General features: G+C 64.3%; 10 protein-coding genes. 1 reads left to right on the top strand and 9 read right to left on the bottom strand.

Annotation, left to right across the window (positions count from 1 at the left end; translation table 11 throughout):
* Positions 1 to 8: 8 nt before the first annotated feature.
* The 3 genes from M5B99_RS25660 to M5B99_RS25670 form a co-directional block, all read right to left on the bottom strand.
* A complete protein-coding gene (locus M5B99_RS25660; RefSeq protein ID WP_100942067.1) occupies positions 9 to 929 on the bottom strand; it encodes an SPFH domain-containing protein in 921 nt (306 codons plus the stop codon).
* Between the two features lie 112 nt (positions 930 to 1,041).
* The gene (locus M5B99_RS25665) at positions 1,042 to 2,823 is read right to left on the bottom strand and encodes a GspE/PulE family protein (protein WP_248806680.1); all 1,782 of its coding nucleotides are present in this window, start codon (positions 2,821 to 2,823) and stop codon (positions 1,042 to 1,044) included.
* A 143-nt stretch (positions 2,824 to 2,966) separates the two neighbouring features.
* Positions 2,967 to 3,305: a hypothetical protein gene (locus tag M5B99_RS25670; RefSeq protein ID WP_248806681.1), complete on the bottom strand. Its 339-nt coding sequence runs from the start codon at positions 3,303 to 3,305 to the stop codon at positions 2,967 to 2,969.
* Between the two features lie 139 nt (positions 3,306 to 3,444).
* Between M5B99_RS25670 and M5B99_RS25675 the strand changes: the two genes are divergently transcribed.
* On the top strand, positions 3,445 to 3,921 hold the full coding sequence (locus M5B99_RS25675; RefSeq protein WP_248806682.1) for an Lrp/AsnC family transcriptional regulator: 477 nt from the start codon (positions 3,445 to 3,447) through the stop codon (positions 3,919 to 3,921).
* 4 nt (positions 3,922 to 3,925) lie between these two features.
* Here the strand turns inward: M5B99_RS25675 and M5B99_RS25680 are convergent, their stop codons facing one another.
* Genes M5B99_RS25680 through bcsQ form a run of 6 tightly spaced genes read right to left on the bottom strand, consistent with a single transcriptional unit; the run spans position 3,926 to position 14,775 of the window.
* Positions 3,926 to 4,627 (bottom strand): alginate O-acetyltransferase AlgF, encoded by a 702-nt coding sequence (locus M5B99_RS25680; RefSeq protein ID WP_248806683.1) that lies wholly within the window; start codon positions 4,625 to 4,627, stop codon positions 3,926 to 3,928.
* Entirely contained in the window at positions 4,624 to 5,283 is a 660-nt protein-coding gene (locus M5B99_RS25685) for an SGNH/GDSL hydrolase family protein (protein ID WP_248806684.1), read from the bottom strand. The genes M5B99_RS25680 and M5B99_RS25685 overlap by 4 nt, the downstream gene beginning before the upstream one ends.
* An 18-nt stretch (positions 5,284 to 5,301) precedes the next feature.
* Positions 5,302 to 9,198, bottom strand: a complete 3,897-nt coding sequence (locus tag M5B99_RS25690; protein WP_248806685.1) for a cellulose biosynthesis protein BcsC — start codon at positions 9,196 to 9,198, stop codon at positions 5,302 to 5,304.
* Positions 9,199 to 9,221: 23 nt separating this feature from the next.
* A complete protein-coding gene (gene bcsB, locus M5B99_RS25695) occupies positions 9,222 to 11,519 on the bottom strand; it encodes a cellulose biosynthesis cyclic di-GMP-binding regulatory protein BcsB (RefSeq protein WP_248806686.1) in 2,298 nt (765 codons plus the stop codon).
* Entirely contained in the window at positions 11,516 to 13,717 is a 2,202-nt protein-coding gene (gene bcsA, locus M5B99_RS25700; protein WP_248806687.1) for a UDP-forming cellulose synthase catalytic subunit, read from the bottom strand. Before bcsA ends, bcsB begins: the two co-directional genes overlap by 4 nt.
* A complete protein-coding gene (bcsQ, locus tag M5B99_RS25705) occupies positions 13,714 to 14,775 on the bottom strand; it encodes a cellulose biosynthesis protein BcsQ (protein WP_248806688.1) in 1,062 nt (353 codons plus the stop codon). Before bcsQ ends, bcsA begins: the two co-directional genes overlap by 4 nt.
* Between the last annotated feature and the right edge of the window lie 319 nt (positions 14,776 to 15,094).

Below are 15,094 nucleotides of genomic sequence, written 5' to 3' on the forward strand. Positions count from 1 at the left end.
GCGTTGCCTCAGGGTTTCTTGCTGTCGAACGTGGCCTTGACGATCTCGCCGATGCCGCCAATCGCGCCGATCACCTGGCTGGCTTCCAGCGGCATCAGGATCACCTTGCTGTTGTTGGCCGAGGCCAGCTTGCCCAGGGCGTCGATGTATTTCTGTGCGACGAAGTAGTTCACCGCCTGTACGTTACCCTTGGCGATGGCCTCGGAGACCACCTGGGTCGCCCGGGCTTCGGCTTCGGCCTGGCGTTCACGGGCCTCGGACTGGAGGAAGGCCGACTGTCGGGCGCCCTCGGCCTCGAGGATCTGCGCCTGTTTCTTGCCTTCGGCGGTGAGGATCGCCGAGGCGCGCAGGCCTTCGGCCTCGAGGATTTGCGCGCGCTTGACCCGCTCGGCCTTCATCTGCCCGGACATGGCCGCCATCAGGTCGGCGGGCGGGCTGATGTCCTTGATCTCGATGCGGGTCACCTTGATGCCCCACGGCGCGGTGGCTTCATCGACGGTGCGCAGCAGGCGCTCGTTGATGGCGTCGCGTTGGCCGAGCATGGCGTCCAGCTCCATGGAGCCGAGCACGGTACGGATATTGGTCTGCAACAGGTTGCGGATGGCGTGTTCGAGGTTGTTCACCTCGTAGGCGGCCTGGGCGGCATTGACCACCTGGAAGAAGCACACGGCGTCGATCTGGACCGTGGCGTTGTCGGCGGTGATGACTTCCTGGGGCGGAATGTCGAGCACGCTTTCCATCACGTTGATCTTGCGCCCGATGCGGTCCATGACCGGGATGATGATGTTCAGGCCCGGCTTGAGGGTGTTGGTGTAGCGCCCGAAGCGCTCCACCGTCCATTGATAGCCCTGGGGCACGACCTTGAAGCCCATGAACACCAGGGCGATGGCCAGGCCGACGAAGAGTAGGAGTACGCTGCCGATTTGCATGACAATTCCCTGTTGCAAGTGTTTATCGAGAAGGCGGTTACCTTGAGTGTAACGGGGCTTGCGCGGATAAAAAGTGTTTACTCGGCTGCGGACGCATGTCGTGACACTTTCATCAGCGCTGCTCGCTCTGTGGCGTGACCCGCAGCACCTCCTCGACGGTGGTCAGCCCCGCCGCGACCTTCTGCGCGCCGGACAGCCGCAGGCTGCGCATGCCGTCCTTGAACGCCTGACGGCGCAGGGCCAGGAGGTCGGTGTCGGCGTGGATATGCGTTTTCAGGCCATCGTTCAACACCAGGATCTCATAGACCCCGGCGCGCCCGTGATAACCGGTGTCGCGACATTCCAGGCAACCGACGGCGCGCTGGGCGCCGCTCGGCATCGGCGCCTGCCAGGGCCGGGTCAGGCTTGCCCAGTCGTCCTCTTCCAGCTGGGTCGGCGCCTTGCAGTGCGGACACAGGGTGCGCACCAGGCGCTGGGCCATGACCCCGAGCACGGTGGCTTTGATCAGGTAATGCGGCACGCCCAGTTCCAACAGGCGGCTGATGGCGCTCGGCGCGTCGTTGGTGTGCAGGGTCGAGAGCACCAGGTGCCCGGTGAGCGCGGCCTGGATCGCCATTTCGGCGGTTTCCAGGTCGCGGATCTCGCCGATCATGATGATGTCCGGGTCCTGGCGCATCAGTGCGCGCACGCCGCTGGCAAAGGTCAGGTCGATATTGTGCTGGACCTGCATCTGGTTGAAGGCCGGCTCGATCATCTCGATCGGGTCCTCGATGGTGCAGAGGTTGACCTCCGAGGTCGCCAGCTTCTTCAGGGTGGTGTACAGCGTGGTGGTCTTGCCCGAGCCGGTCGGGCCGGTGACCAGGATGATGCCGTTGGGCTGGCGGGTCATCTCCTGCCAGCGGCGCAGGTCGTCGGCGCCGAAGCCCAACTGGTCGAAATCCTTGAGCAGTACTTCCGGGTCGAAGATCCGCATGACCATCTTCTCGCCGAAGGCCGTGGGCAGCGTCGACAGGCGCAACTCGACCTCGCCGCCGTCCGGGGTCTTGGTCTTGACCCGGCCGTCCTGGGGCCTGCGCTTTTCCGCGACGTTCATCCGACCCAGGCTTTTCAGGCGGCTGACAATCGCCATGGTCACCTGGGGCGGGAACTGGTAGACGTTGTGCAGCACGCCGTCGATGCGAAAGCGCACCGTGCCCTGTTCGCGGCGCGGTTCGATGTGGATGTCGCTGGCCCGTTGCTGGAAGGCGTACTGGAACAGCCAGTCGACGATATTGACGATATGGGCATCGTTGGCGTCCGGTTCCTGGTCGCTGGCGCCGAGGTTGAGCAACTGTTCGAAGTTGCCCGGGTTATGGTTCTTCTGGTCGACCAGGCTGGCCCCGCTGACCGACTTGGCCAGGCGGAAAAACTCCACGGTGAAGCGCTGGATATCCAGCGGGTTGGCCACCACCCGGCGGATCGGCAGTTTCAGCACGTGGCTGAGGTCGGCTTCCCAGGTCCGTACATGGGGCTGGGCGCTGGCGATGGTCACGCCGTCGCGGTCGACCGCCACCGCGAGAATCTTGTGCCGTTGCGCGAAAGCGTAGGACATCAACCCGGTGACCGCCGCCACGTTGATCTTCAGCGGGTCGATGCGCAGATACGGTTGGCCGGCCTGGCGGGCCAGCCAGACGGTCAGGTTTTCCAGATCCAGGGGCTTGCCCGGACGGCTCAAGTCGGCCAGCTGCTGGCTGGCGATGAACTCCAGCGGGTGCTGCTGGGTATTGCGTGAGGTGCGTCGGGTGGCCAGGGCCTGTTCGGCGACTTCCTGGCTGATAAAACCCTGGGCGACCAGTTCGCGCAACAGCTCATTGACATCCAGCCAACGGTCCGGGGAGAGGGGGGCGACGGGCATGCGGGCTCCTATTCGGTCGGTCCTGCAACCAGCGATGCAGACGTAGTCCCTGTCTGATCGTCAATTGCCAAGAATAGACGCGAGGCTGCCTGACGTCGGCGTCGATACCAAGACAAAGATTGCGATTTTTTTCAAAAACACCATCAGCCCGCGGCTTGTGCGCTGTGCAGCTGTGCGCCTTGGGTCGGTTGCAGGGCCACGGAACAGACACTGATCAGATTGCGCATTTTTTCCGCGATGACCTGGGCGCGGTGCCAGCTCAGGCCGTCCAGCACGACATCGATCGCCAGCAGCCCGTCGTCTTGTTGCGCCTGCACCTGTTGCGGAGTCAGGAACTGCAGGGCGAACAGGTTCAGCAGGCGACAGAGCAGATCCGGTTCCGCTTCGGCGAGGACCTGGTAGCGCACCTGGCAGTGGGCATTGCCCGCCGCCCAGACATCGGCACGGGTGGGAGCGTCATGGAGGGCTTCGGGGGAAGGCATGATGAGGATCCTGGGGCGGCGGCGGGATAGTCTTGGGAAATTTTTACACGCCGAGCCGGGCATTTCTTGTCTATGATGGGCTGGTATTGTCTGATCAGGACATAATCTATTCGCTAGTATGCTTTTATGGGGTTTTTATATGCACGGCGAGCTGGACACCTATGACCGCCGGATCCTGGCCTTGCTGCAAGAAGATGCCTCGCTTTCCAGCGCGCAGATTGCCGAACAGGTGGGACTGTCCCAGTCGCCCTGCTGGCGGCGGATTCAGCGGCTCAAGGAAGAGGGGGTGATCCGTGCCCAGGTGACCTTGCTGGACCGCAAGAAAATCGGCCTCAACACGCAGATCTTCGCCGAGGTCAAACTCAACGCCCATGGCCGCTCCAACTTCACCGAGTTCACCGAGGCGATTCGTGGTTTCCCGCAAGTGCTGGAGTGTTATGTGCTGATGGGGGCGGTGGATTTCCTGCTGCGGATCGTCACGGCGGATATCGAGGCCTATGAGCGGTTTTTCTTCGAGAAGCTGTCGATGGTGCCGGGGATCCAGGAGGTCAACTCCATCGTTGCCCTGTCCGAGATCAAGTCCACCACGAGCTTGCCGGTATTGCGTCCGGCTTGAGGGTTTATTGGGCAAAGACGTCCTTGACGGACACCAGCGTCGGTTTGCCGTTTTGAGACAGGATCAGCACCGTGTAGCGTTCTCCCTGTTCCAGCAGACCCAGGCTCAGGGGCTCGGTGAGTAAGGTGTCGCTGCACAAGCCTCGCACGGAGAGCTCTACCGGATTGACCTCGCGACGGTCGAGCAGACCAGGGTTCACGTCATGGAAAATCTGCCGATCCTGGTGGTCTTTGCGCTTCGAATCGTCACCGCTATGTTGGCCTGCACGCTGCAAACCTCCAAGGGGGCAGTCGGGGTCGGCGTTGATGAATGCCACTGAGGCCTGGAGGCCATTGAAGTCTTTCGGTTGCTCACGCACGGTCAGCAGTTCAAAACCCTTGTCGCCGGGCACCACCACCAAGGTCACGAACTCGCCGGGGGACAGCTCCAGCTTGACCGGCACGCTGACACCGGCACTGCTCAAGGCGCCCGTGACCGGTTTGTCAGCGGGTACCGTGGAGAACGCCGAAATGACTGACGGGGCCAGCGTCTTAGGTGCCTGCTCGCCTTCCGGGAGCACCTCGAGGGGCGTGTCGAGGGCGTTGACAAAGCGAATGAAAGCCGAGTCCCGGCTCGGCCCGGTGGGATAGAGCGCGGTATCGGCGTGGGTAGCGGCAAAGCTCATCAGCGTCGCCAGAGCCAACAGCAGTTTGCCTGTCCTGTTCATTTGCCGACCGCCTTGAGCGCCGGGGCCTGCAACAGGGCCTTGACGATGTCCTCGCTCCAGGTCTGGTAGCCGGTGCGGGTCAGGTGCTGGCCGTCAATGGTCGCCCACTGGCCTTTGGCGGAGAACTGCAATGAGTCGATATAGCTGCACGGCGCGACGTTTTTTGCCAGGAAGTCCGACATCACCTTCACGCGTTCATAGGTCTTGCCATATTTGCCGCCCTCGCTGCCCCAGTTCGGTCCGACCCAGACGCAGGGGGTGTGATGGGCGGCAATGGCCTTGACCAGGTTGTCGGTCTGTTTCCAGATCCAGGCCTTGGGGAAGCTCGGTTTGTCGTAGCTGGCCATGGTGTCACCCATGACGATGAGGGTGAGGTTGGGTTTGTCGCTGTCCAGCAAGTCGCCGATCGGCCGGGTCGATGCGTCTGTCAGCATCTTGGCCGCTGCGCTGCCCCTGCGTTCGGCGCCGCCGCAGGGGCTGGGCGTGGTCTTGAGCCAATCGCCGGCATTGGCCCCGCAGATTCCCAGGGAGTGGACCTGGGCGCCCTGCCGGCTGAGGGCATCGTGCAGCGGATTGAGCAGGAAATCCGGGGTGGCCACGTGGCTGTCGCCGATGATCAGGATGGTCAGGCCCGCCAGTACGGATGAAGTTGCCACGGTGCATGCTCCCAGTGATCAGTTGGAGTAGGGCGAACGATATGGACTGACCGGCAAGGCCATGGGCCCGGTCATCCTCTCGAACAGGTAGCGCAGGTACAGTTCGGCGGTCACCTCGCGGTAATCCTGGGCGTTATCCACCCCCAGCGCACCGCCGAGCAGCACGTTCGAACCGAGCCGGTACTCGCCCGCCGCATTCAGGTTGTAGCCGATGCCGGTGCTGCTCTGGCCCGGATAGGAGAGGTTGTTGGCGGCCTGCTCGGCGCTGTGGCCGGGAAAATAGTCGGCGCCTTTCTGGTCGATATGCTGGACCCCCACCGCGCCGCTGAGCTTGTAGGTGAAGCGCTCGGAGCGCTGCGACCAGGTGACCGGAACCGCCACGGAAAAGAACGTCTGTGGACTGAAGTAGCCGCCGTGGCCGTAGGTGAAGAAACCCTGGTTATTCTCGTAGGACAAGGCCGTGGTGCTCAGGCCCAGGGTCAGCTTGTCGTCGGGCTGGTTGTCCAGGTACCAGTAGATCCCGCCGCCGAGTTCGGCGCGGGTGTTGGACTCGACGTTGTTGCCGATCAGCTTGTGCAGGGCGCCGTAGCCGTAGACCCCGACTTCCTGGTCGTCGTAGCCGAGCTGGGCGCGTCCGCCGTTGGCTGTCACGCCACCCCACTTCACGCCGGTTCGCCGGTCTTCGGTCCCGGCGAAAGAGGTCAGACTGTCGGTGACCGGGCGCCGCGACAGGGCGATGCTGTAGTGCATGTTGGGGCTGGACACCAGCGGCTGGTCCAGGCTCACGCCGCCGATCACGGTGTTGTAGGTGAAACCCACCGGGCTGACGCCGATATCGGCCTTGATGCCGTGCTCCGGATTTTCCATCGCCACCGCCAATCCCACACCGTTGGCCTGTTGCGAACCTGGGGAACCGCTGGGCAAGCCGCTGCCCAAGCGCGTGAGGCTATAGCTCCGGACACTGCCGGCGTGCAGCGACACCGGCGTCACCCGCAGCGCCACGCGATTGTCACCGGCGGGCAGATTGGCTTCGAAGGGGGTTTCAACATCGGTCAGTTTGCTCAGACCCGATTCATTGTTGTTACTACGCACGCTCAGGCCCTGGGCTATATAACCGCTGCGCTCCTGGAGAATCTCATCCAGGGCCAGTTGCGCCGGACTCTGGTTCAGGCGCGCGGAATCGTCTGAACGGCGACCGGGGGCAAAGGGGTTGCCGCTTGGGGCCGGGTCACTGTCCAGGCCGCTGTCGGGCACGGCGTCCGAGGAACTGTAGAGCTGTGGTGCAAGGGCCGGATCGGGCGGCATCGTATCGGCCGCCTCGTTGCCTGGCATCAGCGGATCGGCCGCATGGGCGGCACTTCGGCGCGGTTGTCCGGACTGATTGCGGAAAGGGTTGTCGCTGTCGTCGTCCAGGTTGCCCTGGGGCTGGCCGTCGCGGCGTTGACCGCCTTCGATGGCCACGGCCTGGCGCAGCAGCTCGGCGGCTTCGGCGCTCTTGCCCATGGCGCGGTAGGTCCCGGCGGCGCTGGTCAGCACTTTCGGCACCCCCGGCTTGAGCGCCAGGGCGGTCCTGAGGGACTTGTCGGCCTGGGCGTAGTCATGGTCCTGGGCGGCCAGGCTGGCCACGCTCAGTTGCAGGTCGGCGTTGCGTGGGTCGTTCTGCAGCAGGGGCTTATACAGGGCCATGGCCTTGGCGTTGTTGCCGCTGGCGGCATACATCCGCGCCAGTGCCGAGACCGCCTGGGTGTCGTGGGGGTACTGCTTCAAGGTCGGCTTGAGGATGTCGTAGGCCCCGGCCAGATTGCCCTTCTCGCGCAACTGGTCGGCCTGTTTGATGCGGTAGAGTTTCACCAGCTCGGCATAGTGCCGACGATTCGCCTCGTTGAAACGCGATCCTTGCAAGGCGCGCAGGATATCCGCGGCATCACTGTCCTGGTCGGCCTTGAACAGGATGTCGGCATACAGCAGTTGCAGTTTGGCGTCGGGGCTGGGGGAGCGCTCCACCAGGTCGCGCATCAGGGCTACGCCCTGTTGTGGCTGCCCGGCGTCGATATAGGCCGAGGCCAGGATCGCTACCCGCTCCGGCTTGCCGGCGGTCAGCGCCTGGCTGCGGGCCAGCAGGGCCCGGGCCTCCTGGCGTTGTCCGCGCCTGAGGTTGTCGACGGCGGCTTCGGTCTGCACATGCAGGGCGATTTCCTTGCCCAGTTCGTCCATCTCGCGGCTGCGCCGGGCCGGCGGGATGCGCGCGAGACTGGCCTGGGCGTCCTGCCATTCACCCAGTTGGGCCGAGAGCAAGGTCCGGGTGTACAGCGCGTCGGGCTGGTCGGGGTGGCGTTTGAGCAGGTCATTGACCTGGTCCTTGGCGGCCTGGGTACGGCCTTGCCCGAGGTAGATCCGCGCCAGGGCAAAACGTGTCCAGGTATTGCCCGGGTCGTCCACCAACGCCTCGCGGTAGGCTTGCTCGGCGGCACGCAGGTCGCCGCGCTGTTCGGCGAGCCGCGCCACCTGGGTGGCGCGCAACGAGCGGATGGACACCGTGGAGCCCAGGCGGGCCTGGGCCGCTGCCGGGATCGAGTCGATCAGCTTGAGCGCCTCATCGGATTTACCCTGCTGTGAGAGCACCGCGATCAGGCCGCCCAGGGCCTGGGGATCGTCGCGATGACTGGCGAGGATGCGCCGGTAACTGGCTTCGGCCTGGGCCAACTGGCCTTGCTCGACCTGCAAGTTGGCCAGTGCCACCTGGCTGGCCGGCTCACCGGGGTTCTGGCTGGCGGCCTGTTCGATCATTTGCCGCGCCTGGTCCTGGCGTCCGGCTTTTTGCGCCTCGCTCGCGCCAGCCATCAGCCGCCAGTAGCGGACGTTGTCCAGCGCCTGTTTCCAGGGGTGCCCGCCGGGTAGTCGGGTGGCCCGCTGCAGCAAGTCCTCGGCTTCGTCCAGGCGCTCCTGCTTTTGCCGCAGGACACCCAGGCCGCCGAGGGCGTCGGGGTCGTTGGGTTTCTCCTTGAGGCGGATTTGAAACGCCTGCTCGGCGGCGACCAGGTCACCGCCTTCGAGTGCCTGCAGGCCTTGGGCATCTTGCGGGTCGCGCTGCCAGGCGGGCGCTTTGCGGGCGGATGCCGCACCCCTGCGGGCCAGGGTCTTGCCCTTGTTCATCAGGTCGCGGATTTCCTTGTCGTCCGGGTGCGCGGCGAGGAACTGTTCGAACAGCGGGACTTGCGTCGGCGCCGGCGGGCCGATCCAGGTCAGGGCGAAGCGCCAGGTTTCGTTGGCGTCACCGCCGACATCCTTGTCCTTGGCGAGGAGCGCCAGGCGGCGGATCCCTTCAGCCCGGGTGTCGAGGTTGCGGACCATGTGCTTGGCCAGGAACAGCGCCACGGCACGGTCGTCCGGGCGCTCGCGCAGCAGTCGTTCGAGACCGGCGCGGGCTTCCTGTTCGCCGCCCTTGGTGTAACCCAGCAGGTAATAATACTCGCGGGCCAATGCCCCCTGGGGCTGGCGACCGTCGAGCAGTTGGCGGTAGATCTTCACCGCGTCGTCGTATTTGTCGGCGTCCACCAACTGCCGGGCCTGGGCCAGCAGTCGGGCCTGGTCATCGCTGCCCAGGGCAATGTCCTGTTCGAGTTGTTGGGCCTGACGGGGCTGTGGCACCAGCGCCTGCAAACGGGCGAGGTATTTTTTCGCTTCCTCCAGATGCTTGAGCTGGACGTTGCTCAGGCCCAGGCCATAGAGCGCTTCCGGTCGGTCGGGGGCGATCAGCAGCAACTTGTTCCAGGCGTCGATGGCCCGATCGGGGTTGTTCTGCGACTGCCAGTAGCGCCCTTGCTCGATCAGTTGCGCCTGTGGGTCGTCAGCCCGGGTCTGAAGGGCGGTACTGGCCAGGGCAAACAGCAACGTCAGGGTGAGGGTATGGCGCATGGCGGTTCTCCCGCGCCGCGAATTCACGACAGCCGCCGTTTGGCCTGGGCGCGCAGGCCCAGGAAGATCAAGGCGCAGAGCAGCACGAAGCCGATCAGGACGGCGAGCAGCATCCCGCTCAGATGCCGCGACAGCAGCAACTGCAAGTGCCGGAACCAGCCCAGGTGGCCGACGTAGTACGGCTGGTCGGCGGTCAGGGTAGTGATCTGCTTGTCCTGGATCACTGCCAGGCGGCCCTGGATCAGATCCTTGTAGTCATCGCCGCCGATCATCGCCGCGGTCACTTCGGTCAGCCGTGCCGGGTCGCTGCTGGCGACTACCACCACACTGCGGCCGCTTTTGAGTGGCGACTCGAAGCCCGCCAGGTAGGGTGTGCCGCTGCCCGACCAGGCGAGTGTGGTGCGGGTCTTGCGCACCGCCGCTTGCGAGTCGGGGCTGAACCAGTCGTGGATGCGCAGGGCCAGGTCGCTCAGGTCGAAGAAGTGCCGGCCGCTTTCGCTACGGGCCGGCAACGCGTCGGCCCATTGCTTGATCAGGGGCTGGTCGCTGCCGGTGGCGAACACCAGCAGGTCCTTGTCGCTGGCCGCCTCGACATCGCGGGCCTGGATCACCTGCAGGCCGGTGGCCGGATAGCCGGTGGATTCGCCGAAGCGTCCGAGCACGGTGAGGAAGGCGCTGAGGGTGGCGGGCTCCTGGCTGTCGGGCATCACCACCGCGGTCTCCGAGAGGTCGGCCAGGCGGGTGAAGGGGAAGCCGCTGTCGCGGAACTTGCCCAGATCGGGCATTGCGGTGTAGTGGTCCAGGCCGCTCAGGTCGAGGGTCGAATCGCCTTCGATCTGGCCGCGCATGTCTTCGACGATAACGTCCCGGCACTCGCCTTGTTTGACATAGTCGTACAGGTAGCGCATTTGCAGCTGCGACTCGAAGGTGGCGATGTCCAGAGGCAGGAACATGTTGGCTTCACGAGGCAGGCTGTCATCTTTCTTAAGCCAGTCGAGCAGGGCCGGGCCGCCATTGAGGTTGGGGATCGAGGGCAATTGCATCGAACGCACCAGGTGATCGTTGAGGTGCACCAACAACGCCGAATTGGTCGAGAATTGCTGGGGCGTGTAACGGTATTTGAGCAGCAGCGGCGCCCCGCGCCCGCGCCATTCGAACAGGTCCGGCGGCAGGCGCAGCGGAATGATGATGTCCTCGGGGCTGTAGCCGGAGACGTGCAGTTGCCGGGCGTCGACCAGTTCGCCGAGCTTCACCGGCCGGTCGGTCGGCAGCCAGTTGGGCGCGTCATAGGGGACGCGGACCGGCAGCGGGTCGAGGTGGTCGATCAGCGCGGTGGCGCCGGACATCGACTTGCTGCCCAGGGCAACGGCCAAGGCGGCGGTCTTCAGCTCGGCGTCGTTGCGCCCGCTGATTACCAGCAACTTGCCATAGGGGTCGTTGGGGTTGGTCATCATGGTCACGCTGGGACCGCTGGCGGCGTTGCTCGACAGCTCGCCCAGCGCCAGGGCCTCACGGTGGGTGACCAGGACAATGGCATTACCCTTGGCCGGCAGTTGCCCGACGCTGACGGGAAAGGTCGCGGTACGGTAGGCGGCCAGGGCGCCGAACTTGGAGGAGAGCGCGGCGGCGGCTTCCAGCTTGGTGGGGCTGGGTGAGGTATCGAAGACGAAGGGCAGGACCAGCGGGCGGGCATCATGCCGGTCGAAAAACGGCACTGGCAGCAGCGCCAGATCATTCTTCAGGGCGATGGGCGAATACTGGATAATCAGTTGGCTGTCGTTGCTGGCCCTGGCCCACAGGCTCGAGTGCAACGGGTCTTCGCATTGCATCGTGTAGTGCCCGATCAGTTGCAGGTCCAGCCGGTTGAAGTCGGTGATCAGTCGCGCGGGGATCTCCACCACCCGTTCCAGGTCCTTGCCGGCCTGTTCCCGGGGCAGCGGCAGGCTGGCGGCGACCTTGTCGTTGACCAGCACGTTGATCTGCGACAGCTCGGGCAGCATCAGCGCCGAATAGCCGTAATGCAGGACCACCTGGGCACCGGTCACCACCTGGTCGGCGCGAATCCCGAAGTCGACGCTGTCGGTTGACTCGACACCACGCAGGTACATGGGGTCGCGGCGGCCCAGTTGCTTGAAGGTCAGGCTGTAGCTGTTCTTGTCACTGGCGAGCGCCTGGGGTTGGCTGATGCCGGCGGGGCTGACGCGGTTGTCCGTTTGCGTCACGCTGGCGCCGGAGGCCGGATAGATGCCACAGCAGACCAGCAAAAGGAGGGCGTAACGAATGCAGCGTCCATCGCTGCCAGCGGAGAATGTCGGGCTCATGGCGTGTCCAGGGCAGGTGCGGAGGGAGAGGTGTCGGCGCGCCGCCGTTCGAGCGCCTGGCCGGGTAATCTGAGGGTGGCCTTGAGCAACTCGGACAGGCCATGCAAGGCGATGACGCTGATTGCGCGCAGGGCCATGAGCGGCGAGTCGGGGGTGCTGGTGCCCCAGTTCCGCGCCCAGGTGTCGGCGCGTGAGTAGGTCAGGTGGACCAGGTCGCTTTGCTGGCTCAAGGTCATCGGGTCGAAATGGATGCCGACCACATTGTCACGGCTGAAGACCACGCTGCCGTCGAAGTGATAGTGCTGCTGATGGCGGGCCAGCGAGACCCGCAGGGGCGTGCCGAGGGGGATCGATTGACCTTGCGCGAGCTTCAGGCCCAGGCCGTGCTGCGAGAAGTCCTGGGTGAGGCTGTGATACTCCGTGCCGTCGGCCAGGTGCAGGCCGACCGGCAGCTGCGCCTCGACCCGGGGTTCGGCCCGCACCTGGCGGGTTTCGCTGGCGACTGCGATGGCGGCGGCGCACATGATGGTGTTGTACAGCGCCCAGACCTGGTTGAGCAGTACCGTTTCATCGGTGGTGACATCGGCCCCGAGATAGTCGTAGATCCCGTACGCCACTGCGGCGATATTCAGGACCAGCAGCACGATGTAAGGGCGTGCCATCTTCCAGTCGAAGAAGTCTGGATGCAGGTCACCGCCCTTGTCCGTGACGTTGAAGTGCCCGGATTTTGGCTTGAGCATGCCCATCAGCACCGGTACCAGGATGTACCAGGCCAGCACCGTTTCGTAGACCTCGTTCCAGTACGAATGGCGGAAACGGCCCTGGATGCGCGAGTTGGTCAAGTTGGCCAGCAGCAGGTGTGGCGCCGCGTAGGCGGCCACCATCAGTGGCGCCGCGTGGAAGATCTGTGCGCCGAAAATCAGATAGGCCAAGGGGGCGGTGAGAAACACCAGGCGCGGGAAGCCATAGAAAAAGTGCAGCATGGCGTTGCTGTAGCAGATGCGTTGGCCCAGGCTCAGGCCGCGTCCGAGCATGGGGTTGTCGGTGCGGAAAATCTGCGTCATGCCGCGGGCCCAGCGCACGCGCTGGTTGATATGCCGCGAGAGGTTCTCGGTGGCCATGCCGGCGGCTTGCGGCAGCGCCAGGTAGGCGGTGTTGTAGCCGGCGCGGTTGAGTTTCAGCGAGGTATGGGCGTCTTCGGTGAGTGTCGTTTCGTCCATCCCGCCGATGGCTTCCAGCGGTGCCCGGCGCATCAGCGCGCAGGAGCCGCAGAACATCGCCGCGTTCCACAGGTCATTGCCGTCCTGCACCAGCCCGTAGAACAACTCGGCTTCGTTGGGGACCGTCTGGTAGGTCTTGAGATTTTTTTCGAAGGGGTCCTGGGAAAAGAACACATGCGGGGTCTGCACCATGGCCAGCTTGGGATCCTTGAGAAACCAGCCCATGCTGATTTGCAGGAAGGAGCGCGAGGGCACGTGGTCGGCGTCGAAGGCGGCGATGTATTCGCCGTGGGTGACCTTGAGCGCGGCGTTGAAATTGCCGGCCTTGGCGTGCAGGTTGTTGTCGCGGGTCAGGTAGTGGGCACCGACGCTCTCGCAGAACAGGCGGAACTCCTCGCGGTGGCCGTCATCCAGAACGTGGACCTTGAGCTTGTCCTCCGGCCAGTTCATCCGCAGCGCGGCGAATACGGTGATCTTGACGATCTCCAGCGACTCGTTGACGGTGGTAATGAACACATCGACAGTGGGCCATTGCCGCGGATCCTCGCTGAGCAGGATTGGCCGGCGCTTGAGCGGCCAGGCGGTCTGCACGTAACCGAACACCAGCACTAGCAGCGCATAGAGCTCGGCCAGCACCAGGGTATAGCCGAACAGCATGTCGTGCAGGCTCTCCAGCTCCAGGGTCTCGGTCAGACGCCAGTACATGTAGCGCAGTGAGGCGATCAGCGACAGGCTGATCATTGCGATGATCGGCAGGCGACCGGGCAGGCGGCGCAAGACCAGCACCGCGACCAGGCAGGCGAGGCCGAACAGCGCTTGCTGGAGCAGGTCCGCGGGAGCGCTGATCACCCCCGCCAGGACCACGGCGCAGAGTATCGCGGTACCCAGGACAAGGCCCAGGCGCAAGGGCGTGGACCATTGGCGCATGTGTCGCAGGGAAGTGCCGAGCAGGCGATTGACGCGGCGTTCGAAGGTCATGGGCGCTGTGACTCCAGTTGATCGTGGAGTTTGTCGGCGATGGCCAGGATGTCCTGGCAGCCACGGGATTCGGCGGATTGCTCGAACGGGTTGCATTCATAGGCCAGCGCCTCGGCGATGGCGTCGTCCCAGATGACCGTGCCGAGCAATTGGCTTTTCAGTTGGTTTTCGAGGATCTGCGCGATGTCCACGGACAAGGCGTGGGAGGTATCCACGCCGTTGATCACGAACCAGCAGGCTGTGTGCCGTTCACCTTGCAGATGGGGCTTGAGCGAGGCAATCAGTCGCTCGAGGGTGGCGTGGGAGGCGGCGTCCGGGCGAATCACCGCGATGATGAGATTCGCCATGCACAGGGCCTGGTCCTGATAGACGTTGGTGCCGGCGGGTGTATCGATGATCAGCGTGTCATGTTCGCCCAGCCCCAGTTCGTCCAGGTGTTGGGCGAGCCAGTGGGGGTTGTCCTTGAGTTCCTGTTCAAGGGCGTGCAACTGCTTTGAGTCGCTCTCGCCGAAGGCCAGCAGTCGGGTATTGGCATAGCCGGTTTGGGCCAGTTCGCGCCAGCTGTGCCGTTCCAGGCTGGCCTGGCAGATGCCTGATGTTTGCGGGCCGATGCCCAGATGTTGGTGCTGGGCATTCTGTGGGTCGAGTTCGAGGACGATGGCCTGCCGGTCGGCACCGTTGAGCAGAATCGCCAGCAGGCTGGCCAGGGTGCTGCGGCCGACGCCGCCGCGGGTCGAGACTACCGCGATGACCTGGGCCGCGACGTGGGGCTCCTGATGTGGCTGCGTCACCTGGGCCTGGCGTTGCCGGGCGAGATCGTGGAGCAGTGTGCGCAAGGATGGGGTGGTGGTTTTTCCAGGCGCGACGGCATCAGCCTGGACGAGCGGCGGCGAGGCAGGTTCGATCGGTGTGGACGCTGGAGGTTGGGGCGCCGCAGGGGGAGGCGCTGGCGTTTCGGTGAAGACCCGGGCCACCTCGATTTCCCGATAGCGGTCGGCCTTGGCGCCGAACTTTCCCATCAGGTTCGCAACATCATCGTCGTCATCTGAAGGCTGCATGAAAGCACCCATCCGTACCATTCTAAGAAAATCTTGAAAGGGGACAGATACGGCTAATCACACAATGCCGTCGTGCTGCATGCCCACCTGGCGGTGTGGCAAACGATGGTGTTCTTAAAGGTGTCGCCTGAACGTCTTGCGATAGAACCGAAGGCACTTAGTGTTAATCCTGAGTGCTTTATCGTTCTATCAGGTTCAAATGTAGACCAGATTTACCGAAGCAAGAAATTTTCGGTGGGTCGCGTGTCGAACCGCATGCCGGCGCCCGACACGTTCTTGTGGTGAAACGCGGATCTGTGGGAGCGGAGCTTGCCCGCGA

The sequence above is a fragment of the Pseudomonas sp. MWU13-2100 genome (assembly GCF_023242365.1).
In the GTDB taxonomy this organism is placed as follows: Bacteria; Pseudomonadota; Gammaproteobacteria; order Pseudomonadales; family Pseudomonadaceae; genus Aquipseudomonas.

What these genes read in the sequence shown, in the direction of transcription:
- M5B99_RS25660 (WP_100942067.1), bottom strand. Translation starts at nt 929, where the DNA reads ATGCAAATCGGCAGCGTACTCCTACTCTTCGTCGGCCTGGCCATCGCC.
- M5B99_RS25665 (WP_248806680.1), bottom strand. Translation starts at nt 2,823, where the DNA reads ATGCCCGTCGCCCCCCTCTCCCCGGACCGTTGGCTGGATGTCAATGAG.
- M5B99_RS25670 (WP_248806681.1), bottom strand. Translation starts at nt 3,305, where the DNA reads ATGCCTTCCCCCGAAGCCCTCCATGACGCTCCCACCCGTGCCGATGTC.
- M5B99_RS25675 (WP_248806682.1), top strand. Translation starts at nt 3,445, where the DNA reads ATGCACGGCGAGCTGGACACCTATGACCGCCGGATCCTGGCCTTGCTG.
- M5B99_RS25680 (WP_248806683.1), bottom strand. Translation starts at nt 4,627, where the DNA reads ATGAACAGGACAGGCAAACTGCTGTTGGCTCTGGCGACGCTGATGAGC.
- M5B99_RS25690 (WP_248806685.1), bottom strand. Translation starts at nt 9,198, where the DNA reads ATGCGCCATACCCTCACCCTGACGTTGCTGTTTGCCCTGGCCAGTACC.
- bcsB (WP_248806686.1), bottom strand. Translation starts at nt 11,519, where the DNA reads ATGAGCCCGACATTCTCCGCTGGCAGCGATGGACGCTGCATTCGTTAC.
- bcsA (WP_248806687.1), bottom strand. Translation starts at nt 13,717, where the DNA reads ATGACCTTCGAACGCCGCGTCAATCGCCTGCTCGGCACTTCCCTGCGA.
- bcsQ (WP_248806688.1), bottom strand. Translation starts at nt 14,775, where the DNA reads ATGCAGCCTTCAGATGACGACGATGATGTTGCGAACCTGATGGGAAAG.